Below are 21,098 nucleotides of genomic sequence, written 5' to 3'. Positions count from 1 at the left end.
CGTTTATTCCGGCCACAGCCACGCCGCGCCGCGCACGCCGCTGGAGTCACCGTGGACAGCTTTGCGGATCGGGGTTTCGCATTCGCCGCCGAAGACCCACTGTTTGACAAGGTTCGGTACCGTGGCATACAGCCGGTCGACGTTGCTCATGCCGCCGCCGAGCACAATCACGTCCGGATCGAGAATATTCACCACGTGCGCCAGGGATTTCGCCAGCCGCATTTCGTAGCGGCTAAGGGCTAGCCCGGCGACCGGATCCTGTTCTTCGACCAGACGCATGATTTCGTTGCCCTTGAGCGGCTGGCCGCTCAAGCGGTGGTAGTCAGTCGCAAAACCGGTGCCGGAGATAAACGTCTCAATACAGCCCTGCTTTCCGCAGTAGCACGGCACTTCAGCACGATATTTAAGCTCGTCTTCATCCATCCACGGCAGCGGGTTATGTCCCCACTCGCCCGCCGTACCGTTACCGCCGATATGAGCGCGCCCGCCGAACGCTACACCGGCCCCGCAGCCGGTACCGATGATGACAGCAAAAACGGTCTGAGCTCCTGCCGCCGCACCGTCGATGGCCTCTGATACCGCCAGACAGTTCGCGTCATTCGCCAGACGCACCTCGCGCTGCAGACGCACGCTCAAATCTTTATCAAAGGGCTGGCCGTTGAGCCAGGTGGAGTTGGCGTTTTTCACCACTCCGGTATAAGGAGAAATTGACCCAGGAATGCCCATCCCGACGCTGCCGGTCTGTCCTGTCGCCTGCTCTGCCATCTCAACCAGGCTGGCAATCGTCTCGATAGTCTGGTGATAATCGTCGCGCGGCGTGGGCAGACGATGACGGAAAAGCTGCTCCCCCTGCTCGCTCAGTGCGATGACTTCTGTTTTGGTGCCGCCCAAATCGATCCCAATACGCACAAGACTCTCCTCATTATTTTGATTATCAACAGAGTAGAAGCACGCTTCCCGATTAGCAATGCAAGCGATGCGACAATTCGTTATCATGCCCGCTGATTTAACGACAAGGCCGTGGAAATTATCATGCTGTGGTTCAAAAATTTGATGGTTTACCGTCTCAGCCGCGACGTTTCGCTGCGTGCAGAAGAGATGGAAAAACAGTTAGCCGCTTATACCTTTTCCCCTTGCGGTAGCCAGGATATGGCGAAAACCGGTTGGGTTCCGCCAATGGGTTCACAAAGCGATGCCCTGACCCACGCAAGCAGCACGGGTCAAATCATCGTTTGCGCCCGTAAAGAAGAGAAAATCCTGCCCACGCCGGTGGTGAAGCAGGCGCTCGAAGCGAAAATTTTCAAGCTTGAAGCCGAACAGGGCCGCAAGCTGAAAAAGACTGAAAAAGATTCCCTGAAAGACGAAGTGTTGCACTCCCTGCTGCCGCGCGCGTTTAGCCGCTTCAGCCAGACCATGATGTGGATCGATACCGTCAACGGGCTGATCATGGTGGACTGCGCCAGCGCCAAAAAAGCGGAAGATACGCTGGCCCTGCTGCGCAAAAGCATCGGTTCTTTACCGGTGGTTCCGCTGGCGCTTGAAACGCCGATCGAGCTGACGCTGACCGAATGGGTACGCAGCGGTGCTGCGGCACAGGGTTTCCAGATCCTTGATGAGGCCGAGCTGAAAGCCCTGCTTGAAGATGGCGGCGTCATCCGCGCGAAAAAGCAGGATCTGGTGAGCGACGAAATCGCCGTGCACATTGAAGCAGGCAAAGTGGTGACCAAACTGGCGCTCGACTGGCAGCAGCGCATTCAGTTTGTGATGTGCGACGACGGCTCCGTTAAGCGTCTGAAGTTCTGCGACGAGCTGCGCGATCAGAACGAAGATATCGACAGGGAAGATTACGCCCAGCGCTTTGACGCGGACTTCATCCTCATGACCGGCGAGCTGGCCGCGTTGATTCAGAATCTGGTGGAAGGTCTCGGCGGCGAAGCGCAGAGATAAGTCAAGAAAACGCAGGCCGGGCAAGCGTGAGCGCCACCCGGCTTATTTTTTATTTCAGATAGCGGCACAGATAAGAGGTCGGTTCAGCAACCTGCAGATGGAATTCACTGTGGCCAGGGACGTTGAAAGCTTCGCCGGCAGAGTAAACTTTCCATTCCGTTTCACCCGGCAGTAAGACGTTTAGCGCACCGCTCACCACCGTCATCTCTTCAGCTTCGGCTGTACCAAAGGTGTATTCCCCTTCAGCCATCACGCCGACACTGGCGCGGCCAGTGCTGCTGCTGGTAAAACCAATGGATTTCACTTTACCGGAAAAGTATTCGTTACTTTGAAGCATGAACTGGCCCTTATATTTTTTAGATAAAAATCCACTATAGGGGCCATGCTCATCACCTGTCACGCAAAAACATTACATGAGAAGTTCCGAAGCCAGGCGAGCCATCAGAACGTTGGATAACAGCACGGGCACATCTAGGGCTTTTTGCAGCAAATCACGATGATGTTGATGGAACCCCAGGCAGTCGAGAATTAACACATCTGCCCCTCGTTCCAGTAACTCCTTACCGGCCGCAATGAGTTTTGCCTCACTGTCCCAGAACGGATTTGCAAGAGCATACAGCGGCATTTTTTCAAGCACCTGCCATTTTGCCTCCTGGTTATCCATAAGTTCTTCAATGGGCACAATTACCCCTACCTGGTGCCCGTCAACAATCGAGGCCACCAGCGGCGGAATGATCCGCATCGGCTCCAGCAAAATCGCATTACGTGCGACGAATCCTTTGATGGGTGCGGTACTCATGAGCAAAATAACGTCATAGCCTTGATTATCGAGCACTTCTATCACTCCCTGAAGCGCGCGCTCGACTTTCTGGCGGGATACATGTGCCAGTTTACCGTCACTTAATAACGTCGCCAGGGGATCCTCCCCCGCCTCGACAGCGTAGTCTTCCATGACCTCTTCCCGGCTTATCTTACCCAGCAGGCTAAGATGCGTGATCTGTTGTTCAGATACATGCTCGGTTAAGAGCGGTAATACTTCGCTTACAGGCACCACACCAATGGTGAGGATCGCCAACGTCGCCTTCATCTTCATCGCCTTCCGTTACTACCAAAACTTTCACACAGGCACAGGCTCACTACGCTGTACCGTTCATTTTTTCAACAAAACAGCACCAAGCGTAGCAGGTGATCCGCACACCGAAATGTAAAGATCGCCTGCCCATTTCGAAGCTACCTGTAATAACTAAATATTAACTCTTGCTTAACATTAACGATGAGTAAAAAGTGTGATGTGCGCACGGTATTAGGCCATTCAGGAATTAACTCACGACTTATCGGGATCTTCGTAGCGCCGTTTGGCATCCAGCGCTTCCTGCTCGGTTTCGTGTTCGCTAATCAGCGAGTCGGGTTTGGGGTGATCGGCACGCAGTTGATACCAGGTCACGGTGCGATCGCCCTGGCCTTTTTCTACGGTAACAATGCGCGCTTCACGCGGATAGGGAGGTCTGGTTGGCATAGCTCATCCTTTTTTTATGTCTGAGCTATAAGTATAGACGCCGGTTAGCTGGCACAAGCCAAACGCAGGGCGGTAATAATCTGAATCACAACGTCTTCGGGAGAGGCTGAGGCATCCACCACGTGATGAGCCGCTTCGCGATATAACGCATCGCGCTCCGCCAGCACTTCGCTCACCTCTTCGCTGAGCGGTCTGGAGGTCAGCGCAGGGCGTTGCCCCTCTTCCGGAAACGCTTCCAGACGGCCAACCAGGGCAGCCACCGGTGCACAGAGGTAAATCACAATCCCTTTTTCGCGCATAAAGCGGCGGTTATATTCCGCCAGAATAATCCCGCCGCCAGTGGCAATCACAGCATCGGGTGCCGTCACCGCTTCCAGCGCGGCCGTTTCGCGGCTGCGAAAGCTGTCCCAGCCCTCTTTCTCAACAATTTCCGCAATGGTCTGTCCGGCCAGCGTCTGCAGCCAGTGGTCAGTATCAATAAAATGGCGTTGACAGGCGCGCGCCAGCTCCAGGCCAACGGTGGTTTTCCCACAGCCGCGGGGGCCAACTAAAAAGATGGGTTGGGTCATAACCAGGTGTTTCCCCTTGATGCCGGATGGCCGAAGAGTGTAAAGAAATAATTGCAGAAGATGTTGCGTTTACTTTACTGCAAAGCGGTACGGGATGACAACCCTGTTACCGCCATACTGTACCATATTTGACAATGATTATCATTACGCCGTACGGCGCTTCACTTCCAGCAGCCATTTATCCAGCTCTGCGGCAAACTGCTGGCGGTCACGCTGAGTTAAACTGTCTGGCCCACCGGTCTGCACGCCGCTGGCCCGCATCGTATCCATAAAATCGCGCATTGTGAGCTTTTCCCGAATGGTCGAAGGCGAATAACGCTCACCGCGCGGATTGAGCGCCGCCGCCCCTTTCTCCAGCACTTCGGCAGCCAGCGGGATATCCGCCGTGATCACCAGATCCTCCGCGCTGCACAGGCGAACAATTTCGTTATCCGCCACGTCGAACCCGGCCGGTACGCGCAAAGAGCGGATGAACCGCGAAGGCGGTACGCGAATATTCTGGTTAGCCACCAGCGTCAGCGGCATCTGAACGCGCTCTGCGGCGCGAAATAAAATCTCTTTAATCACATTCGGACACGCGTCCGCATCAACCCAAATCGCCATATTGTCTCCCCATAATAACTCTGCCGACTATTGTCGCCTGCATTTCGTTGTTAAGCTATCAATCAGAGAAAACAACGCATAATGACGGAGAATCGTGATGGACAAGAAAATCGGGTTTATCGGCTGCGGTAACATGGGCAAAGCCATCCTGGGCGGCCTGATCGCCAGCGGGCAGGTGCTGCCGGGTCAGATTTGGGTCTATACCCCGTCACCGGACAAGGTCGCCGCGCTGCGCGATCAATACGGGATCAACGCCGCCGAAATCGCGCAGGAAGTGGCCCAGGTAGCCGATATCGTCTTTGGCGCCGTCAAGCCGAACATCATGATCAAAGTGCTGAGCGATATCACCTCCAGCCTGAATAAAGAGACGCTGGTCGTGTCGATTGCCGCAGGCGTCACGCTCGATCAGCTGGCGCGCGCGCTGGGTCACGATCGTAAAATCGTCCGCGCGATGCCCAATACCCCCTCGCTGGTTAACGCGGGCATGACCTCCGTCACGCCTAACGCGCTGGTGACCACAGAAGAAGTGGCCGACGTGCTGAACATTTTCCGCTGCTTCGGTGAAGCAGAAGTGATTGCCGAATCGATGATCCATCCGGTGGTCGGCGTCAGTGGTTCTGCGCCTGCGTATGTCTTCATGTTTTTAGAAGCGATGGCCGATGCCGCCGTTCTTGGCGGAATGCCGCGCGCCCAGGCGTATAAGTTCGCCGCGCAGGCCGTCATGGGCTCCGCCAAAATGGTGCTGGAGACCGGTAAACACCCGGGTGAACTGAAAGATATGGTCTGCTCCCCGGGCGGTACCACCATCGAAGCGGTGCGGGTGCTGGAAGAGCGCGGGTTCCGCTCTGCCGTCATTGAGGCGATGGCAAAATGCATGGAAAAATCAGAGAAGCTGAGTAAATCCTGATCCTTTCAGTCGGGCGTCAGGCGGCCACTTCGGTGCGGCTGCGCCCGGCATTTTTCGCCCTGTACAGCGCCACGTCAGCCGCCTTTAGCCATTCCCGATAATGTTCAAACTGCGGCCCCCAGGGGGCAACGCCTACGCTGATGCGCAGCGCTTCTTTTGGCGCGCACGGTAACGTCAGGTTTTCCAGCCGCTCATGCAGCCGCGACATCACGGCGATGGCGCTTTCCGCCGCGGTCTGCGACATAATCACCGCAAACTCATCCCCGCCAAACCGGCCGATCGCATCGCCTGACCGTACCGCCCGCTGGAGCTGGCGCGTAATGGCAACGATCGCCTCATCTCCCACAGCGTGCCCCCACGTATCGTTGATATTTTTAAAGTGGTCGATATCAATCAGTAATATCGTTGCGGTGCTGTGGTCGCGCCGACAGTGCTCAAATTCATTTCGCAGCAGCATTTCCCAGTGCCGACGGTTAAAGACACCGGTCATACCGTCACGGGTGCTCATCATTTCCAGCCGCTGCTTGTGCTCTGCAAGCCTGACGGCGGTGCGGTGACTGAGCCAGGCAAACAGCATGGGATAAAGCACGAGCACGGGAAGGGTTAAGCCCCATTCCACGAGGTCGGGATTGAAGACGACCACGCTCCCGACAAGCGGCAGCGTCACCAGCGCGGAAAGCAAGGTCAACAGGATCCCCGGGATAAACAGACGACAGCCCCCGGAGCCCATCATATTCATCCCTACCATCATCACCAGCGCTGCCGTGGGTAACGCGCTCATCCCCATGAGGCCGATCCAGAGCCCGGCAATAATGGCATCGATTTTAAGATTGAAAATTTCCTGCTGATGAGGTGACGCGGCACGGCAGGATAACTGCCAGGCTAAATGGGGCCAGACGAACGCCCACCCCACCAGTAAAAGCCACCAGCCACCGGGTAAAAAATGGGTGACCAGCATCCCTGCAACCGGGAAAAACATCGCTGCCAGCCCCACGGCGCGCGCCAGCCGAACTCTCCGTGCAAACTGAATGCCGGCGCGGTGAGGGTCATCCTGAGAAAGGGTTAGATTCCACTCTTCCCGAATGCGCTTTTTGTTGTAATACGTTTCATCATTCATCATTTTTGGGAATATTCTGAAACATTTTCCCAAATTATAGAGAGGGGGTCTGCGGGGAAAGTATGAAATTTCGGGTGAGCCGCCTGAGCCGCTCACCCGTTAGAACTACACTTTTTTCTTCAGACAGGCACTCATGAACTTGCTGCGGTCATCCCCTTTCAGGGACTGTTCGGTTGCCTTGGCATTACACTCGCGCATCTTTTGCTGCTGAGGCGTCAGGCTTTTTTCAGCCGGCTTCGCGGCGCCGTTTTTGAGGCAATCGCTCATGTAGGTCTTACGAGCATCCCCCTTCAGACTCTGAGACGTCGCCTGTTGATTACAGGTGGTCATACGCTGCTGTTGCGGCGTTAACGTTTTCTCTTCCGCGTTTGCCGATGCGACCAGGAACAGGCCGGAGAGCAGAGTAACCAGTAATGTTGTTTTCATTGCACCATCCTTTTGTGAACATTCCCTGTAAGTCTGGTTCGTGACAGGAAAAAAACCACCCTGCAGATGTGATTTCCGCCGGGGTTTTATTATTTAAGGCCCAGCGCCGCCTTCATGGTATAGAACAGATCCGTTTGATCGGTCAGGCCTACCACGTTTGCCGCATGCGGACCGTAGGCCGCAATACGCAGCTGGGTGCCCGTGTGCTCCATGGACTCTTCTTCAGAGTTGCCGTAGCTCATCACCATGACGGCGCCATCTTTGGTGTTCAGCGCCTGCGTCAGGCCCGGGGCTTTGGTATCTGGCGGAACGATCTGGCTGGCATGCGCATGGTCCGCGGTGACGATCACCAGGGTGTTGCCGTCTTTTTTCGCAAACTCAAGCGCCTTCTGCACCGCTTCGTCCAGATCGACGGTTTCGCCAATCTGACCGCACGGATTCGCCGCATGATCTTGCTTATCTATCGACGCGCCTTCTACCTGCAGGAAGAACCCTTTTTCGCTCTTGCTCAGCAGAGAGATTGCTTTATCGGTCATCGCCGCCAGCGTCGGCACGCTGTCCGTGCGTTTCGGGTTCGGGGTACAGGTTACGGCTGGTTTATCGATATTGCCATGATATGAGGCTTTTGGTCCTTCCCAGCGCACGGGCATATTGCCGTCAGAGAACAGCCCCAGCAGCGGTTTGTCCTGGTTCGCCTCGGTTATCGCCGCCAGAGAATTTGCGTCACTCACCAGCTGATAGCCGCGAGCCTGCGCCTGCTCGCGCAGCGTTTTGCCCTGCCAATCGCCCGCCGTCGCGGTTTCCGCGAAGGTTTTCGCGCCGCCGCCCAGGGTCACGTCAGGACGTGCGTTCAGCAGCTGTTCCGTAATCGATCCTTTGCCGCCTTTTTCCAGCGCGTTCGTGGGGCATTTTTCGCTGGTCACTGACGGGCCGTAGCATTTACGCGAGGTCACGTGAGCCACCAGCGCCGCAGGCGTCGCATCCTGAAGTTCAGCGGTGGAGACGTTGCCGGTCGCCAGGCCCGCCGCTTTTGCCATCTCCAGAAGGGTTTGATGATCTTTTTCGTGAATATCCACGCCCAGCGCACCGTTATAGGTTTTCACGCCGGTGGACCACGCCGTGGCCGAGGCCGCGGAGTCCGTTACGTAATCCGGTTTACCGGTTTTTTTATCCAGCGCGTAGTGGGTATATTGTCCGGTCAGCGGTAATGCATCGATGCCTTTAAAAAAGCCGCCCGCGCCCTCGGCATAATTTCGCGCCGCCGTGATTTCGGAATCCCCCATTCCATCGCCAATCAGCAGAATAATATTTTTCGCCGGCTTATCATTTAGCGAAGCGCGAATAGCGGCAGTTTGATCTTCTGATAAACGGCGCGCGCCGCCAGGCTGGGTGATATCGCCTTTTGCCGCACGATTATCCAGCACGCTGGTTTGCGTCGTATCAGCATAAATGGCAGGGGTAATTAACAGGGGAAGTAATGCAATGAAAAGTGCGCTCTGTTTCAATTTATTTTCTCCATGTACAAATACATAAAAATAAAAACAGAGCGACTATAGGCATCCTGCATGACAATTCTATGACACGTCGTTACGTCCTGTGACGGTTTAGCTGCGCGGATGCCTTAACAGCTTCTTTACGTACTGGTGGAGCATCTCCGCATCCTCAACCGGTACCTGCGATTCAGGCCTGACGCTCTCCAGCGCGCCTTCCACGCTCTCAATCAACGCCTGCTGATCGGTTTTCGCCATTTGTCGCAGCAGCGCGGTGACCACAATTTCCAGCGCTTCGACCTGGGCCACCAGCTCTTTTGACTCTTCTTCCTTTTGTGCCAGCTTGACCAGCAATTCAGCAATGAGGTTTTTCATCGTGCCAGTTCCTTTTTCAGTTTTATCTGAAGTTAGCATTCTGAATCCCTATTGCAAAGAGAAGAAATTAATTATGGTATGCAAAAGTGATACAGGAACGAAAATAAAGAGGTAGCGCCGTGAGCGAAACGTTTTTCTATAAAAAGACGCCGCATTTTGTTATATAAAAATGCGGCTACCATAAGAATATATAATACATCTGCGAAAGCGTTATCTCGCCGATTTGGCCTCCGCCATTTGTCTGCGCCGTCGCAGCGCAATAGCCAGCTGGATAATATTGATTAAAACAACAATCGCCGTAGCCGCAAATACCCAACGAAAACCGGCCATTGCGGAAACGGATGCGCCAATAAGCGGACCGGCAACATTCCCCAGATACATAAATGACTGGTTATATCCAAAGATTCGCCCCGTCACCTGATCGCTGGAATATTTAACCAGCAGGGTCTGTACCGCAGGCAACATTGCGCCATCAGCAAACCCGAGAAGAAATCGCAATACGCCAAGCTGAAGTGGAGAGGTGACAAACGACATCGCGAAGAAAAGAACGACCGCAAAGATCAGCGTCGCCATCAGGATGCGCGCCGTGCCGATCCTGTCACCCAGTTTCCCCAGACGCGGCGCGGAGATCAGGGCAGAAACGCCCGGCACGGCGGCAATCATGCCGCTCAGAAAAGCGATATTCGTGCTCTCCGGCTCCATCGACTTGATAAACAGCGCCAGAATCGGCCCGACCGAACCGTTGCAGAGCTGGATAACCATGGTGGTCACAAACAGGCTGATCATCAGTCCCGGATAGGGCAGCGAGGCGAAGACGGCCTTGCCGCTCAGGCGTTCAGATTTACCGATAACCGGGCGCCCCCCCTCTTTGATAAGAAAGAGCGTGACCAGGAAGCTGACCACCAGCAGGATCGCGGTGATGATAAATACGGCGCGAAGCCCGACGTGGTCCGCCAGAAAACCGCCCAGCAGCGGACCGCCGATGACGCCGCTTATCTGCGCCGTGGAGAGCGTACTCAGCGCCCAGCCGCTACGCTCGCGCGGCACCTGAGAGGCAACCAGCGCCATGGCGTTTGGAATATACCCGGACGTCAACCCCATCACCGCCCGCAGGAAAAACAGCTGCCAGACGTTGGTTGCGAAGGCCTGCAGCAGAATGGCAATCGCCATCCCGAGCGAGGCACGCAGCAGCATCAGTTTACGGCCTTTCCGATCAGCCAGGCTGCCCCACATCGGTGACACAATGGCGGAGACCAGAAACGTGACGCTAAACGTCAGGCCGGACCACATGGAAAGCGCTTCATGCGAGGTCACCCCCAGCTGCGACACGTACAGCGGCAGGAACGGCAAAATCTGGCTGATGGCCAATCCGGTAAAGAAACAACCGAACCAGACCGAGATAAGATTAACTTTCCAGGATTCCATAACGAAATAGTCTTCATTTTTAGGCGAATTCGCCTACAGATTAGCAAGTTACGTGTTTTGACGTCGCACCAGAGATGCGCCCTGACTGACTTTGGTGTTTTATCTTCCCAGTCATCATATTTGTGAAATAAGTCACAATTTATCCATTTTCTGGCGGAATATTGTGCTTCATCGGCAGAGGCCGAAACCGCGCATTCCCAGATGAAAATGGTTGGCATGCGCCGCGTTATACTCCGGCCCCAGGCCGTTTCCGTAGTAGCCGCAGCTTGCCGCCAGCATTGCCTTCAGCCATGGCTGCGTTGTTGCCGCCTTCCAGCCGTTCAGTACCGCGACGCGTTCCCCGTTCGCCAGACGAAAAGCTGCGATATCCAGCGCCTCCGCCGTGGCATGTTCACTGCGTCGCGCGTCAGGGCGGTGATAAATATTGCGGCAGGCAAAGCTGCCGAGATGATCGATGCGAGCCAGGTCGCTGCCCGTATAGCGTTTTGTCAGCGGCCGGGCCTGCTGGCTGATAAACAGCGCTGAGCTGAGGGCCAGGGGACAGCTGGCAAGGAAACTGCTGTTCAGGCCGACCGGGCCAAAGTCACGCACGCGCACGACGTTGTTAAGCGGACACGCGCCGCCGCTGTCCGCCACCGGCTGGGTGCGGATGAGATCTCTTTGGTTAGCCTGCGAAAGCAGGCTCGCGCACGCCTCGGGGGTTAAGCGCCGGAGCTTATACTGGATGATTAGGCCCGGCGGGTCGTCAAGCGTCAGCGGCATGAAAGGGTTGTAGTAAGGCGGCAACCAGCGGTAACCCACCGTTGCAACGGCCACAATGATGAAAACGGTCAGCAGCGTTTTTCCTTTCACTCTCCCCCCTCAACATTCCCCAAAACATTATGGCAGAAGGCCGCGAAACCCGCCGGGCATCGTGGTATGTTATTGGCTTTTCGTCAGACTGGAAGAGAGTGAGATGGCTAAGCAGCGCGTAGGTATTGTCTTTGGGGGAAAATCAGCGGAGCACGAAGTGTCATTGCAATCGGCCAAAAATATCGTTGACGCGATCGATAAAAGCCGTTTCGACGTGGTGCTGCTGGGCATTGATAAACAGGGCCAGTGGCACGTTAACGATGCCAGCCAGTATCTGCTGAATGCTCACGATCCGGCACAAATCGCCCTTAATCCTTCGGAAATTAGCGTCGCCACCGTACCCGGCGTCGTGAAGGGACAGCTCATCGACGCCGGCAATGCTCAGGCTCTCGCCCAGATCGACGTCGTCTTCCCGATTGTTCACGGCACCCTCGGTGAAGATGGTTCCCTGCAGGGCATGCTGCGCATGGCCAACCTGCCGTTCGTCGGCTCGGACGTACTCGGCTCTGCCGCATGCATGGACAAAGACGTCACCAAACGCCTGCTGCGCGATGCCGGACTGAATATTGCCCCGTTCGTTACGCTCACCCGCGCCAACCGCGACAAACACACCTTCGCGCAAATCAGCGGAGAGCTGGGTCTGCCGCTGTTTGTGAAGCCAGCAAACCAGGGCTCCTCCGTGGGCGTCAGCAAAGTCACCAGCGAAGCTGAGTTCACGCAGGCCGTTCGCCTGGCGTTTGAGTTCGACCATAAAGTGGTGGTTGAGCAGGGTATCAAAGGTCGTGAAATTGAGTGCGCCGTGCTGGGCAACGATTTTCCACAGGCGAGCACCTGCGGCGAAGTGGTCTTAAACAGCGACTTCTACTCGTACGACACCAAATACATTGATGATAAAGGCGCGCAGGTTGTCGTTCCTGCGGATATCGATCCGGCGATTAACGATAAGATCCGGGCGATCGCCATTCGCGCTTATCAGACGCTCGGCTGCTGCGGCATGGCGCGCGTGGATGTGTTCCTGACGCCGGAAAACGAAGTGGTGATCAATGAAATCAACACGCTGCCGGGGTTCACTAACATCAGCATGTATCCGAAGCTGTGGCAGGCGAGCGGCCTGAGCTACCCGGAATTAATCACCCGCCTGATCGAACTGGCGCTGGAGCGTCACGCCGCCGACAGCGCGCTTAAAAGTTCCGTAAACGGTTAATCGGCGCGCTTCGCCGACTCTGCCTCATCCGCTGTCGTCTCTTCGGGACGGCGGCGGATAATCAGCCCCGCCAGCCAGAAACTTATCACCCAGGTCACCAGCCCGACGGCATACGTTTGCCACCCTTTTGCTTCAAACCCCAGCAGGCCCACGACACCGTTAAGAATAAAGATCAGCCCGATAGCAAAGGCGTAGTAGTGCCAGTCACGGCGTAGTTTGGACGTGAGCTTCATAACAACTCCGGCAGGAAAAAAAGACATCCTCTCACAGTTTTTCGGCCAGGTCTGTGGCAGATACGGAAATTCTGAAACGCGACGCAATTTCACTTAAGTGATGGAATTGTGATGTGCTGCAGAAATCGACAATCCAGGAGGATTCCGGCGCGTAAATTACCACGATTCTGATATTGACAAATGCGATGACCTGTCAAACTCACCCCGTAAGACGCGTATTAATACAGAGTGATACCACGGGAGGTCAACATGGCTGACTTTACATTGTCGAAACCGATTTTTGGCGGCAAACCAAAAACCTCCACGGCGGGTAATATCGCGTATGCCCTGTTTGTCCTGTTCTGCTTCTGGGCCGGCTCGCAGCTGCTCAATATGCTGGTCCATGCGCCTGGCGTTTATGAACACCTGATGCAGGTACAGGATAACGGACGCCCGCGAGTTGAGATTGGCTTTGGTGTCAGCACCCTGTTCGGCCTGATCCCCTTCCTCGCGGGATGTATGATTCTGGGCGTTGTGGCGTTAGTGTTGCGTTTTCGCCGCCGCCGTTAAAGCCCCATACAGCGAGCCCGGCGTTCGTCCACGCGTTTTGCGAACCATGCGGTGGTCAGGTTACGCGTGATCTTCGGGCTTTCCAGCTGGATCCCCGGCAGGATAGCCCTCGGTAACGTTTTCCCGCTTTTCTGCTCTGCAAGCGCAAACACCTTCTTGTACAGATCCGTTTTCTCAAAGGCCAGGCTATCGCCTTTCTCAAGCTGACGGCGAATGTCGCTGTTGCTCAAGCCAAGCGTGGTCGATAATTTCCGTACGGCCAGCTCGGTGCTTCCCGCCTCGCTGCTGCCGTAAGCGATGAGATCGCCGTCCAGCGCGAGCTTAACGCCGCTTGCTCGGCTGACCGCACTCTGGAATGCCGCATTACGGCTGGCATACCAGCCCGCGTTAAAGTCGGCAAAGCGGTACAGCGGCTCATTGTAGTTCGCCGGATAGTTCAGCAGATGATACGTGCCGAACCACAGCCCACCGCGCAGGGAGAAGACCTCCTGACGCACCGTACCGTCGATTTTCCAGGGGTAGCCGTCGGTATGCTTCTCCGCGAACGCAATGCTCACCTGCATCGGACCACCGGTGTGGACCGGATTCAGTGAGCCAAACAGCTTCTGCCCCATCGGGACCATACTGATGAAATCATCAAAGATGGCGCTAAGCTGTTTTTCGGTTTTCACCGCATCCAGCCGCTCGCTGTAGCTTTTGCCGTTCGGCGAGGTGATTTTAAGCGCGGTATGCACGAGGAATACCGGGATATGCATAGATTCCGCGCGGCGGTCGATCTCTTTCCAGGCAATTTTGTTCAGACCCGGCACCACCGGGTCTGACTGGTACATCGACTCCTGCTGTGCCACCGCCAGCACCGAGCAGATATTCTCCTCGGTCGGCGCGATCTTTTGGCTTTCAAAGGTTTTTGCCAGCGCATCTGCCCACGCATTGCGATCCTTCACGCTGGCGGGCATTTTCTGCCGCACAACGCTCGCCACATCGACGGGCTTCTCCCCCTTTTTGAGCGGAGCGGCCCCTTGTTCGGCACAGCCTGCCAGCACAAGAGCGGCCAGCAAGGACAACGGTAACGCGCGCGGTACGGCAAAAGGCATAGCAACTCCCTGTATTAGCTAAATGTGTTGGTAACTTCCTGCAGGTCACGATCGTCCAGCTCACGTTCAAAACTGCGCAGACGTTTGTAGATGGACATCAGCTCCACCAGCGTGGTCCAGGAGCTGATCAGGTACTGGAACGACCCACGAACCTGACCGAAAACGTTGGTGATCTGCGTCATCAGACCGAGCGTAATCGTACCCGCAACAATCGACGGGAACAGCAGGAACAAACCGAAAACATTGTCCACCTGCAGATACAAAATACGGGCAATGTTGAAATACATATAGTGGAAGTAGAGTCGGAAGTAGTTACGACGTACGGCGCCAAACAGCTCGCGGACGGTCGGTGGCGAGGCGCGGTCGGCATCATCTTCACCATAAACCAGCTCTTTACGGTAAGCGGCTTCCACGCGTTGATTTTTAAACTCCAGACCCGGCAGTTTGATCCCCACCACCGCCAGCAGGCCCGTACCCATCAGCGACCAGACGATCGCGGCAATCACCAGACCATACGGGAGATGGCCGACAATCGGCAGGTCCGGCACATGCGCCGAGAGCGTTACCAGCACGGGCAGGAAGGCAATCAGCGTCATGATGGCGTTGATAAAGCTTACGCCCATGTCTTCAAGGGTGGAGGCAAAACGCATGGTGTCTTCCTGCACACGCTGCGCGGCACCTTCGATATGGCGCAGGTGCTGCCAGTGCGCCATATAATGTTCGTTCATCGCGGTACGCCAGCGGAAAACGTAGTGGCTGACGAAGAAGTTGTTCATCACGCCGATGATCACCGCAATAAGGGCGATACCGAGGAAAATCCCGACTTCATGGTAGAACTGGTTGATGGTCACCTTATGCGGCGAACTCAGCGCGGTCTGGATCAGATCGTAGAACGGCGCATACCAGGCGTTCACCGCCACGCCCACTTCCACGAGGAACCAGGTGACAAAAATAATCAGCGATGTGCCGAGGATCGACCAGTACTGCCAGCGGTGCGGAGAATACATAAACCAGAACAGCGCAAACAGCCCAACGCACACCATGTAGTAGGCGTAAAACAGCAGATAGCTGAGCGACCAGAAGCGCGCCGCGCTAATCGGCACCTCGCCTGTCGCCCCCGTGATGCGCGTCAGCCATGCGCCGCCGCCCGCCTGCCAGAAAATGACAGCGATCAGTGCCCAAATAAATGCCGACAGGAAAAAAGGCCCCGGCTTTGGGAAAAAAGACTTAAACATAATGCTTCCTTCTTGTTGTTATGGCTGTTGCTGTGCACAACACGTTACCACAGGAAAAACCTGCCCGGGCCAGCCTCCAGGCCCGGGCAAAAAGGTCAGACCCGAGGGTTGATTATTAGTTCGCTTTCCAGTTTTCGAGAATTGTTTCGGTGCGTTTCACTGCGAGAGGATTCGCCGGCGCGATGAAGTTACGCCAGACGTCGTTGTGGTGGTTAATCAGGATCTGCGCATCTGCCGCCGGGCGATTGGCGGTAGTATGAGCATCTTCCGCCACGATGATGTGATAACCCCGGCTAACGCCGTTCTTGATTGTCGCATCGACGCAGTAATCGGTGGCGCAGCCGCAGATGACAAACTCGCGAATGCCCTGCTCCCGCAGCAGCGCCTCAAGCGCGGTGTTATAGAAGGCATCACAGGCGGTTTTGGTGACGTAAAGCGCGTCGGCTGGCTGATGGAGTTCAGACAGTAGCGCAAACCCCTCACTTCCCTCTTCCAGGCCCCCGGGCTCGGTATGCTGAATAAAAATCACCTTGTCGGCTGCCTGCGTAAGCTGGTTGATCAGAGAGACACACTTTTCGCGCTGATGACGGGGGGTTTCAAACACCCCGTTCTGCATATCGACAACCATAACCACACGCTTCTCAGACATACCGTTCTCCGTAAGATTGAGTGACACAGGTACCTATCATAAGCCCGATGTCACAAAATGGGAGATGGCTCGCAAGTAAATTGTTCATATTTACCCATGGTTACGTTTTTTCACTATCGTTATGCAATTCGGGACATTGCGCGGTACCGTTTAGTAGTATAAATACCCATTACTTTCCTCATTCACTTCATGGATGCTCTTCGTTGAAACGTTGTCTGCTCTCTTTTGCCGCGCTGTGTGCGGTGAGCTTTTCTACCGCCCAGGCAGCCCAACCGCTGACGGCCCCCGTTTTAGCTTCTGATATTGCCGATCGCTACGCGAACCTTATTTATTACGGCAGCGGCGCGACCGGGATGGCGATGGTCGTCATCGATGGCAACCAGCGTGTGTTCCGCAGCTTTGGCGAAACGCGCCCGGGTAATAACGTTCACCCGCAGCTGGATTCCGTTATCCGCATCGCGTCCTTAACCAAGCTGATGACCAGCGAAATGCTGGTGAAACTGCTCGACCAGGGCGTGGTGAAACTCGACGACCCGCTCAGCAAATATGCGCCTCCAGGCTCCCGGGTTCCAACATATCAGGGTACGCCGATCCGGCTTGTGAACCTTGCCACCCACACCAGCGCCCTGCCGCGTGAGCAGCCAGGCGGAGCGGCGCACCGTGACGTATTTGTCTGGCCAACGCGCGAGCAGCGCTGGAGCTACCTGAGTACCGCCACGCTGAAGGCGGCACCGGGTTCGCAGGCCTCATATTCAAACCTCGCCTTTGACCTGCTGGCGGATGCCCTTTCAACGGCGGCTGGCAAACCTTACACGCAGCTGTTTGAAGAGCAGATAACCCGCCCGCTGGGTATGAAAGACACCACCTTTACCCCGTCCCCGGATCAGTGCCGTCGCCTGATGGTGGCCGAGAAAGGCGCCAGCCCCTGTAACAACACGCTGGCGGCCGTGGGCAGCGGCGGGGTTTACTCCACGCCCGGCGACATGATGCGCTGGATGCAGCAGTTCCTTTCCTCGGATTTCTACGCCCGCAGCAGCCAGGCCGATCGTATGCAAACCCTGATTTATCAGCGTACTCAGCTGCACCGCGTCATCGGGATGGACGTGCCGGGTAAAGCCGATGCGCTCGGTATGGGCTGGGTCTATATGGCCCCCAAAAATGGCCGTCCGGGTATTATTCAAAAAACCGGTGGCGGCGGTGGATTCATCACCTATATGGCCATGATCCCGCAGTCAAACGTCGGCGCGTTTGTAGTGGTCACCCGCTCCCCGCATACGCGTTTCGTCAATATGAGTGACGGAATTAATAACTTAGTGGCGGAACTGAGCGCCAATAAAGCCCAGGTGCTCACCGCGTCTAACTGATATTAATATTCCGTGGGCAAGCGGTTGATGCTGACCAGCTTGCCCCGGCTCATATTGATATAGTTTCCCTGTCGCAGGGCGGCCAGAACTTCGGCAACAACAGAACGTGAAATGCGTGTGCTTTGCTGAATATGATTCATCACACCGATTTTTGAACGCAGCGTTTCATCCCACTCGGCCATATTTAACAGCATCGCGCGGATCTGGTGATAGGAGTTATTGCCAACCAGCTGCATATCGCGTTTTTCAAGAATGTAGTTTATCCATGATAACCAGCAGAAGGCCTCTTTCCAGAGGGAATTCTGTTGGATGAGTTGACGGGTAGTTTCCGTAGGCAAATAAAAACCGGTACAGGCCGTTTTAGCAACCACCCTGTATTCCTGAGAGTGACGAATCATCACCGTAGACAGACCGAAAATAAAAGGAGCAGTCGCAATCCCAACCAGCAGCTCATCAGAGGAACGATAGACCTCAATAACACCGGTTTGTAATACGATCGTACGAGGCTCATTCCATTCGTCTGACGTAATTAATTGTTGGGGCGTACATGTAAAAGGGGTACTGGCCGATATTAAACACTGTTCGAGCCGGCGTAATTCAGAAAGCGGTTTCGCATTAACGTTCATGCAGACCTCAAGGCATCCGTATTTGTCGGTTCAATATTATTTTTATTACTTTTGTAGAAAGCGGGGAGGTAACCCCTCCCTCGCTTTTATATATTACCAGCTATATTTCACACCCAGATTTGCGCCCCAGTTCTGGTCAACGTCACCGCCGCCCAGATAAGTGGCATCAGTGTAAGCGCTGAAGTTCTTCGTGAAGCTGAACTGGGTGCCCAGCCCAACACGAACAGCTGAACCTTTCACGCCGTTATCAATGCTGTCGCCGTTAATATCGGCATTGTTATCGGCGTCGTCATAGACGTAGGCCAGTTTGAAGTAAGGGGTCAGAGCCTGATCGCCGCCGTAGCTGAAGGTGTAACCCGCATCAACACCGAGTTCATAACGCAGGCTATCGTAAGATTGCCCATCCATGCGCATGTCATTGCTCAGACGATAATCATCACCAGACTGGAACAGTCCAGATACGGCTGCATATGGCGTGACGTAGCCAGAGAGGTTTGGTTTCCAGTCATAGCCCAGCTTCAGCCCAAAACCAACAGCGTCACTGGTAGTATTGCCGTCAACATACTGACCGTTGCTCATGTTAGCGGAGAGATCGCTGTTGAAGCGGGTGTAGCTCAGGGAACTGTCAAGGAACAGATCGTTCATGAACTTCGCTGACGCGTAGATCATCGCTGTCTGGCTATCCTGATCGACCTGACCGGTACGATCGCTGATATCACCCTTCGCGAAACCTGCCGCACCACCGACGATCCACTTCGCGTTATTACCGTCGATCTGGGTATCCAGACCCACCATAATACCGCTCACGTCCTGATCGTAGCTGATAACGCCATTGTCACCGTCGAAGTTGCCGCCGAAGTAGCTCACCCACGCCCCGCCTTTATCCGCCAGGCCGTGGCGGCTGTTGGTCAGACGCGTGCCTACGGTATCCTGCTGCAGATTCCAGATATTGGTATTGGCAGAAGGAATGCTCAGCGCCATATTCGCGTAGTCGGTCAGCGCTTTCTGCTGGAGGACAACGGCGTCACCCTGCTGCTGCGCCTGGTATGTATAGGCCCCTAAATCGGCTCTGTTTGCAGCAGTAAAGCTGGCTGTGGTATCCGCGTTATTGTCATAGATGCGGATAATCTCTTTATTTTTGTAATCAGCAACGGAACCTGCCCCAGTCGCGTCATCGATACGGACCTGGTAGTTACCGGCGACGTCACCGTTCACCGCCAGATGGCCGTCAGAGTTAATACCCACTACGCCGTAGTCATAATCAGCGCTGTGCTTATCGTTAGTGATATAGCGGGCGTTGTTCAGATCGCTGTTCAGCACGTAATCACGGCTGGCAACGTTCAGCACACCGCCATCGGTCAGTACCATATTGTGCGTATCAACCTGGCCCAGCCCCAGCGCCAGCTCTGCACCGTTATCCACGGTGATGGTGTTGGCATACAGTTCGGCCGTTTCTTCCGTCAGTGCCGCACGGCTATAGCTGTCCAGATACAGGTGGTCGGTTGCCACGCCACCGCTGTCCCCAATATTCATTGATGAAGCATTGGTCAGGGTGATGGTATCCGCCAGCAGGCCAGAGTTTTCAACATTGACCTGAGAATGGTTGTTTACGGTCAGCGTGTCGATGTTAGACACCTTACGGGTATCCCACTCGGAGCCGTTATCCAGCACGATGTTAAACAGACCACTCTGATACACCGCTTCGCCCGCAACATGCCCATTGCTGTCAAAGGTGGAATCCGGCCAAATGCTGTTAGGAGACAGAGTGCTCCAGTCTACGTTGCTGTAGCCCTGGCCATACATCTGCGCCGTGCCAATAGCCTCAACGCTGGACTGCGCTGCGCCGACCCATTTGCTGCCGTTGGTGAGAGTAACATCCAGCTTATCGGTGCCATCCCAGCCGTTGGTGGTGGGGTTATAGATGCCATCGTCGGTGGTATCGGTTGCTGGATCGCCGTTCGGGTAGAAGTTATTGTCGAAGGTGCTGGAGAACAGAATGTCACCAGTAACGGTGGAGTGATCGAACGTGGCAGTGGTCTGCATCGCGTTATCAGACGCGCTGGCTGCCACAATCAGCGCCGCATCATCTGCCGCTGTCACGTTGGTTTCACCATAATCGCTCGGCTTCGCGCTTTGACCGTAGAATCCGCTGGTACCTAAATCACTGTACGCACCGGAAGTCAGTACCGAATCTTTCACAAGTAGCGTATCGGTAAAGACTTTACTGCTGTTGGCTACGCCTTCAACGCCGTCGTATGGGGTATTATCCAGCTCCTGATACCCCTGCGTCAGGGTAATCCCCGCGACGTGAGAATTATTCTGGATAACGATATCCGATTCAACATCCAGGGTAATCGCGTTACCCAAAGCATAGGTGTCCAGATAATGCGTCTCTGTACTCTGACCATTTACGACATCATAAGCGTAATGTTCATAGGTATCGTTGATCGTTGAGTTATCTACGGTCAGGCTAAAACGATCGTACTGAGAATGGGTCGTGCCGTCGGTATCTATACCATCAGCACACGAGGTGGTCATACATTCAGAAGTGATCATGCCATTAATGGTACTGTTGGAAATGCTCAACGCATTCGCCCGACCATTGATGCCATCATCGAGATAATACGTAGAAATAACACCATTCACAGTGGCTTTATTAATCACGGGATAAATATCACCATCGTGGATGGCATCTGAGTAACCCCAGTCGGCATAACCATAATACCAGGGAGAGGATGCTGTATTATCGTATCCAAAGGTATTATATGTCGTACCGGAAATATCCTTCGCATTGGCCTGAGAAGCGATAGCCAGGGTGCAGGCTAATGCAAGTTGAGATACAACCAGTTTCTTTTTCCATGTTTGCATTGGATCATCCCTCCTCAGGGACGTAAGCAAGTTTGTCCATCAATGAATT

At 54.9% G+C, this 21,098-nt stretch carries 23 protein-coding genes; 5 read left to right on the top strand and 18 right to left on the bottom strand.

Annotated elements, in window-relative coordinates; translation table 11 throughout:
• Positions 1 to 3: 3 nt before the first annotated feature.
• Positions 4 to 909, bottom strand: coding sequence for a fructokinase (gene mak, locus KGP24_RS05105; RefSeq protein ID WP_223562572.1), 906 nt, complete (start codon positions 907 to 909; stop codon positions 4 to 6).
• A 123-nt stretch (positions 910 to 1,032) separates the two neighbouring features.
• On the opposite strand from mak, the gene rdgC reads away from it, so the two are divergent.
• On the top strand, positions 1,033 to 1,947 hold the full coding sequence (rdgC, locus tag KGP24_RS05100; RefSeq protein WP_023310540.1) for a recombination-associated protein RdgC: 915 nt from the start codon (positions 1,033 to 1,035) through the stop codon (positions 1,945 to 1,947).
• A 49-nt stretch (positions 1,948 to 1,996) separates the two neighbouring features.
• Here the strand turns inward: rdgC and ppnP are convergent, their stop codons facing one another.
• The 5 genes from ppnP to KGP24_RS05075 form a co-directional block, all read right to left on the bottom strand.
• A complete protein-coding gene (gene ppnP / locus KGP24_RS05095; RefSeq protein ID WP_223562571.1) occupies positions 1,997 to 2,284 on the bottom strand; it encodes a pyrimidine/purine nucleoside phosphorylase in 288 nt (95 codons plus the stop codon).
• A gap of 72 nt (positions 2,285 to 2,356) precedes the next feature.
• Complete coding sequence (locus KGP24_RS05090) at positions 2,357 to 3,034, bottom strand: AroM family protein (RefSeq protein ID WP_223562570.1); 678 nt, start codon at positions 3,032 to 3,034, stop codon at positions 2,357 to 2,359.
• A 237-nt stretch (positions 3,035 to 3,271) separates the two neighbouring features.
• Positions 3,272 to 3,463 (bottom strand): protein YaiA, encoded by a 192-nt coding sequence (gene yaiA / locus KGP24_RS05085; protein ID WP_014830849.1) that lies wholly within the window; start codon positions 3,461 to 3,463, stop codon positions 3,272 to 3,274.
• A gap of 44 nt (positions 3,464 to 3,507) precedes the next feature.
• The gene (aroL, locus tag KGP24_RS05080; protein ID WP_223562569.1) at positions 3,508 to 4,032 is read right to left on the bottom strand and encodes a shikimate kinase AroL; all 525 of its coding nucleotides are present in this window, start codon (positions 4,030 to 4,032) and stop codon (positions 3,508 to 3,510) included.
• A 144-nt stretch (positions 4,033 to 4,176) separates the two neighbouring features.
• On the bottom strand, positions 4,177 to 4,635 hold the full coding sequence (locus tag KGP24_RS05075; RefSeq protein ID WP_223562568.1) for a YaiI/YqxD family protein: 459 nt from the start codon (positions 4,633 to 4,635) through the stop codon (positions 4,177 to 4,179).
• 97 nt (positions 4,636 to 4,732) lie between these two features.
• Between KGP24_RS05075 and proC the strand changes: the two genes are divergently transcribed.
• Positions 4,733 to 5,542 carry a pyrroline-5-carboxylate reductase gene (proC, locus tag KGP24_RS05070; protein WP_223562567.1) on the top strand — a complete coding sequence of 270 codons (810 nt, stop codon included), beginning with the start codon at positions 4,733 to 4,735 and terminating at the stop codon, positions 5,540 to 5,542.
• 16 nt (positions 5,543 to 5,558) lie between these two features.
• Here the strand turns inward: proC and adrA are convergent, their stop codons facing one another.
• The 6 genes from adrA to KGP24_RS05040 all read right to left on the bottom strand — a co-directional run bounded on the left by adrA (position 5,559) and on the right by KGP24_RS05040 (position 11,227).
• Positions 5,559 to 6,662 (bottom strand): diguanylate cyclase AdrA, encoded by a 1,104-nt coding sequence (gene adrA, locus KGP24_RS05065; RefSeq protein ID WP_223562566.1) that lies wholly within the window; start codon positions 6,660 to 6,662, stop codon positions 5,559 to 5,561.
• 102 nt (positions 6,663 to 6,764) lie between these two features.
• Positions 6,765 to 7,085, bottom strand: coding sequence for a phosphate starvation-inducible protein PsiF (gene psiF, locus KGP24_RS05060; protein WP_023334671.1), 321 nt, complete (start codon positions 7,083 to 7,085; stop codon positions 6,765 to 6,767).
• 89 nt (positions 7,086 to 7,174) lie between these two features.
• The gene (gene phoA / locus KGP24_RS05055) at positions 7,175 to 8,590 is read right to left on the bottom strand and encodes an alkaline phosphatase (RefSeq protein WP_223562565.1); all 1,416 of its coding nucleotides are present in this window, start codon (positions 8,588 to 8,590) and stop codon (positions 7,175 to 7,177) included.
• Positions 8,591 to 8,689: 99 nt separating this feature from the next.
• Positions 8,690 to 8,950, bottom strand: coding sequence for an anti-adapter protein IraP (iraP, locus tag KGP24_RS05050; RefSeq protein WP_023293178.1), 261 nt, complete (start codon positions 8,948 to 8,950; stop codon positions 8,690 to 8,692).
• 210 nt (positions 8,951 to 9,160) lie between these two features.
• Positions 9,161 to 10,375: a multidrug efflux MFS transporter gene (locus KGP24_RS05045; RefSeq protein WP_223562564.1), complete on the bottom strand. Its 1,215-nt coding sequence runs from the start codon at positions 10,373 to 10,375 to the stop codon at positions 9,161 to 9,163.
• A 168-nt stretch (positions 10,376 to 10,543) separates the two neighbouring features.
• Entirely contained in the window at positions 10,544 to 11,227 is a 684-nt protein-coding gene (locus KGP24_RS05040) for an extensin family protein (protein WP_223562563.1), read from the bottom strand.
• 103 nt (positions 11,228 to 11,330) lie between these two features.
• Here KGP24_RS05040 and ddlA point away from each other — a divergent pair, with 103 nt between their 5' ends.
• Positions 11,331 to 12,431 (top strand): D-alanine--D-alanine ligase, encoded by a 1,101-nt coding sequence (gene ddlA, locus KGP24_RS05035; protein ID WP_223562562.1) that lies wholly within the window; start codon positions 11,331 to 11,333, stop codon positions 12,429 to 12,431.
• Here the strand turns inward: ddlA and KGP24_RS05030 are convergent.
• Positions 12,428 to 12,664 carry a DUF2754 domain-containing protein gene (locus tag KGP24_RS05030; protein ID WP_023334666.1) on the bottom strand — a complete coding sequence of 79 codons (237 nt, stop codon included), beginning with the start codon at positions 12,662 to 12,664 and terminating at the stop codon, positions 12,428 to 12,430. The genes ddlA and KGP24_RS05030 overlap by 4 nt on opposite strands.
• Before the next feature lie 249 nt (positions 12,665 to 12,913).
• On the opposite strand from KGP24_RS05030, the gene KGP24_RS05025 reads away from it, so the two are divergent.
• Complete coding sequence (locus tag KGP24_RS05025) at positions 12,914 to 13,213, top strand: DUF2755 family protein (protein WP_008503287.1); 300 nt, start codon at positions 12,914 to 12,916, stop codon at positions 13,211 to 13,213.
• Here the strand turns inward: KGP24_RS05025 and KGP24_RS05020 are convergent.
• From KGP24_RS05020 to KGP24_RS05010, 3 genes are all read right to left on the bottom strand, one after another.
• Complete coding sequence (locus KGP24_RS05020; RefSeq protein WP_223562561.1) at positions 13,210 to 14,307, bottom strand: DUF1615 domain-containing protein; 1,098 nt, start codon at positions 14,305 to 14,307, stop codon at positions 13,210 to 13,212. The two genes, KGP24_RS05025 and KGP24_RS05020, sit on opposite strands and share 4 nt — an antisense overlap.
• A 14-nt stretch (positions 14,308 to 14,321) precedes the next feature.
• A complete protein-coding gene (gene sbmA, locus KGP24_RS05015; RefSeq protein WP_223562560.1) occupies positions 14,322 to 15,542 on the bottom strand; it encodes a peptide antibiotic transporter SbmA in 1,221 nt (406 codons plus the stop codon).
• Between the two features lie 115 nt (positions 15,543 to 15,657).
• Positions 15,658 to 16,191, bottom strand: coding sequence for an isochorismatase family protein (locus tag KGP24_RS05010; protein ID WP_223562559.1), 534 nt, complete (start codon positions 16,189 to 16,191; stop codon positions 15,658 to 15,660).
• Between the two features lie 203 nt (positions 16,192 to 16,394).
• Here KGP24_RS05010 and ampH point away from each other — a divergent pair, with 203 nt between their 5' ends.
• Positions 16,395 to 17,555 carry a D-alanyl-D-alanine-carboxypeptidase/endopeptidase AmpH gene (gene ampH, locus KGP24_RS05005; RefSeq protein WP_223562558.1) on the top strand — a complete coding sequence of 387 codons (1,161 nt, stop codon included), beginning with the start codon at positions 16,395 to 16,397 and terminating at the stop codon, positions 17,553 to 17,555.
• A gap of 2 nt (positions 17,556 to 17,557) precedes the next feature.
• Here the strand turns inward: ampH and KGP24_RS05000 are convergent, their stop codons facing one another.
• Together KGP24_RS05000 and KGP24_RS04995 are read right to left on the bottom strand one after the other, a co-directional pair.
• Positions 17,558 to 18,181 carry a helix-turn-helix domain-containing protein gene (locus KGP24_RS05000; RefSeq protein WP_223562557.1) on the bottom strand — a complete coding sequence of 208 codons (624 nt, stop codon included), beginning with the start codon at positions 18,179 to 18,181 and terminating at the stop codon, positions 17,558 to 17,560.
• Between the two features lie 93 nt (positions 18,182 to 18,274).
• The gene (locus KGP24_RS04995; RefSeq protein WP_223562556.1) at positions 18,275 to 21,049 is read right to left on the bottom strand and encodes an autotransporter outer membrane beta-barrel domain-containing protein; all 2,775 of its coding nucleotides are present in this window, start codon (positions 21,047 to 21,049) and stop codon (positions 18,275 to 18,277) included.
• Positions 21,050 to 21,098 lie beyond the last annotated feature (49 nt).

The sequence above is a fragment of the Enterobacter sp. JBIWA008 genome (genome assembly GCF_019968765.1).
Lineage (GTDB): Bacteria > Pseudomonadota > Gammaproteobacteria > Enterobacterales > Enterobacteriaceae > Enterobacter.
Note: the sequence above shows the minus strand (reverse complement) of the source record. Positions and strands in the feature narration are given on the sequence as shown.

Excerpts from the sequence above, each read along its gene's own strand:
- adrA (WP_223562566.1), bottom strand. The coding sequence starts at position 6,662 with ATGATGAATGATGAAACGTATTACAACAAAAAGCGCATTCGGGAAGAG.
- iraP (WP_023293178.1), bottom strand. The coding sequence starts at position 8,950 with ATGAAAAACCTCATTGCTGAATTGCTGGTCAAGCTGGCACAAAAGGAA.
- proC (WP_223562567.1), top strand. The coding sequence starts at position 4,733 with ATGGACAAGAAAATCGGGTTTATCGGCTGCGGTAACATGGGCAAAGCC.
- KGP24_RS05000 (WP_223562557.1), bottom strand. The coding sequence starts at position 18,181 with ATGAACGTTAATGCGAAACCGCTTTCTGAATTACGCCGGCTCGAACAG.
- KGP24_RS05090 (WP_223562570.1), bottom strand. The coding sequence starts at position 3,034 with ATGAAGGCGACGTTGGCGATCCTCACCATTGGTGTGGTGCCTGTAAGC.
- KGP24_RS05020 (WP_223562561.1), bottom strand. The coding sequence starts at position 14,307 with ATGCCTTTTGCCGTACCGCGCGCGTTACCGTTGTCCTTGCTGGCCGCT.
- psiF (WP_023334671.1), bottom strand. The coding sequence starts at position 7,085 with ATGAAAACAACATTACTGGTTACTCTGCTCTCCGGCCTGTTCCTGGTC.
- KGP24_RS05025 (WP_008503287.1), top strand. The coding sequence starts at position 12,914 with ATGGCTGACTTTACATTGTCGAAACCGATTTTTGGCGGCAAACCAAAA.
- KGP24_RS05075 (WP_223562568.1), bottom strand. The coding sequence starts at position 4,635 with ATGGCGATTTGGGTTGATGCGGACGCGTGTCCGAATGTGATTAAAGAG.
- ppnP (WP_223562571.1), bottom strand. The coding sequence starts at position 2,284 with ATGCTTCAAAGTAACGAATACTTTTCCGGTAAAGTGAAATCCATTGGT.
- KGP24_RS05045 (WP_223562564.1), bottom strand. The coding sequence starts at position 10,375 with ATGGAATCCTGGAAAGTTAATCTTATCTCGGTCTGGTTCGGTTGTTTC.
- KGP24_RS05010 (WP_223562559.1), bottom strand. The coding sequence starts at position 16,191 with ATGTCTGAGAAGCGTGTGGTTATGGTTGTCGATATGCAGAACGGGGTG.
- KGP24_RS04995 (WP_223562556.1), bottom strand. The coding sequence starts at position 21,049 with ATGCAAACATGGAAAAAGAAACTGGTTGTATCTCAACTTGCATTAGCC.
- sbmA (WP_223562560.1), bottom strand. The coding sequence starts at position 15,542 with ATGTTTAAGTCTTTTTTCCCAAAGCCGGGGCCTTTTTTCCTGTCGGCA.
- aroL (WP_223562569.1), bottom strand. The coding sequence starts at position 4,032 with ATGACCCAACCCATCTTTTTAGTTGGCCCCCGCGGCTGTGGGAAAACC.
- ddlA (WP_223562562.1), top strand. The coding sequence starts at position 11,331 with ATGGCTAAGCAGCGCGTAGGTATTGTCTTTGGGGGAAAATCAGCGGAG.
- rdgC (WP_023310540.1), top strand. The coding sequence starts at position 1,033 with ATGCTGTGGTTCAAAAATTTGATGGTTTACCGTCTCAGCCGCGACGTT.
- KGP24_RS05030 (WP_023334666.1), bottom strand. The coding sequence starts at position 12,664 with ATGAAGCTCACGTCCAAACTACGCCGTGACTGGCACTACTACGCCTTT.
- yaiA (WP_014830849.1), bottom strand. The coding sequence starts at position 3,463 with ATGCCAACCAGACCTCCCTATCCGCGTGAAGCGCGCATTGTTACCGTA.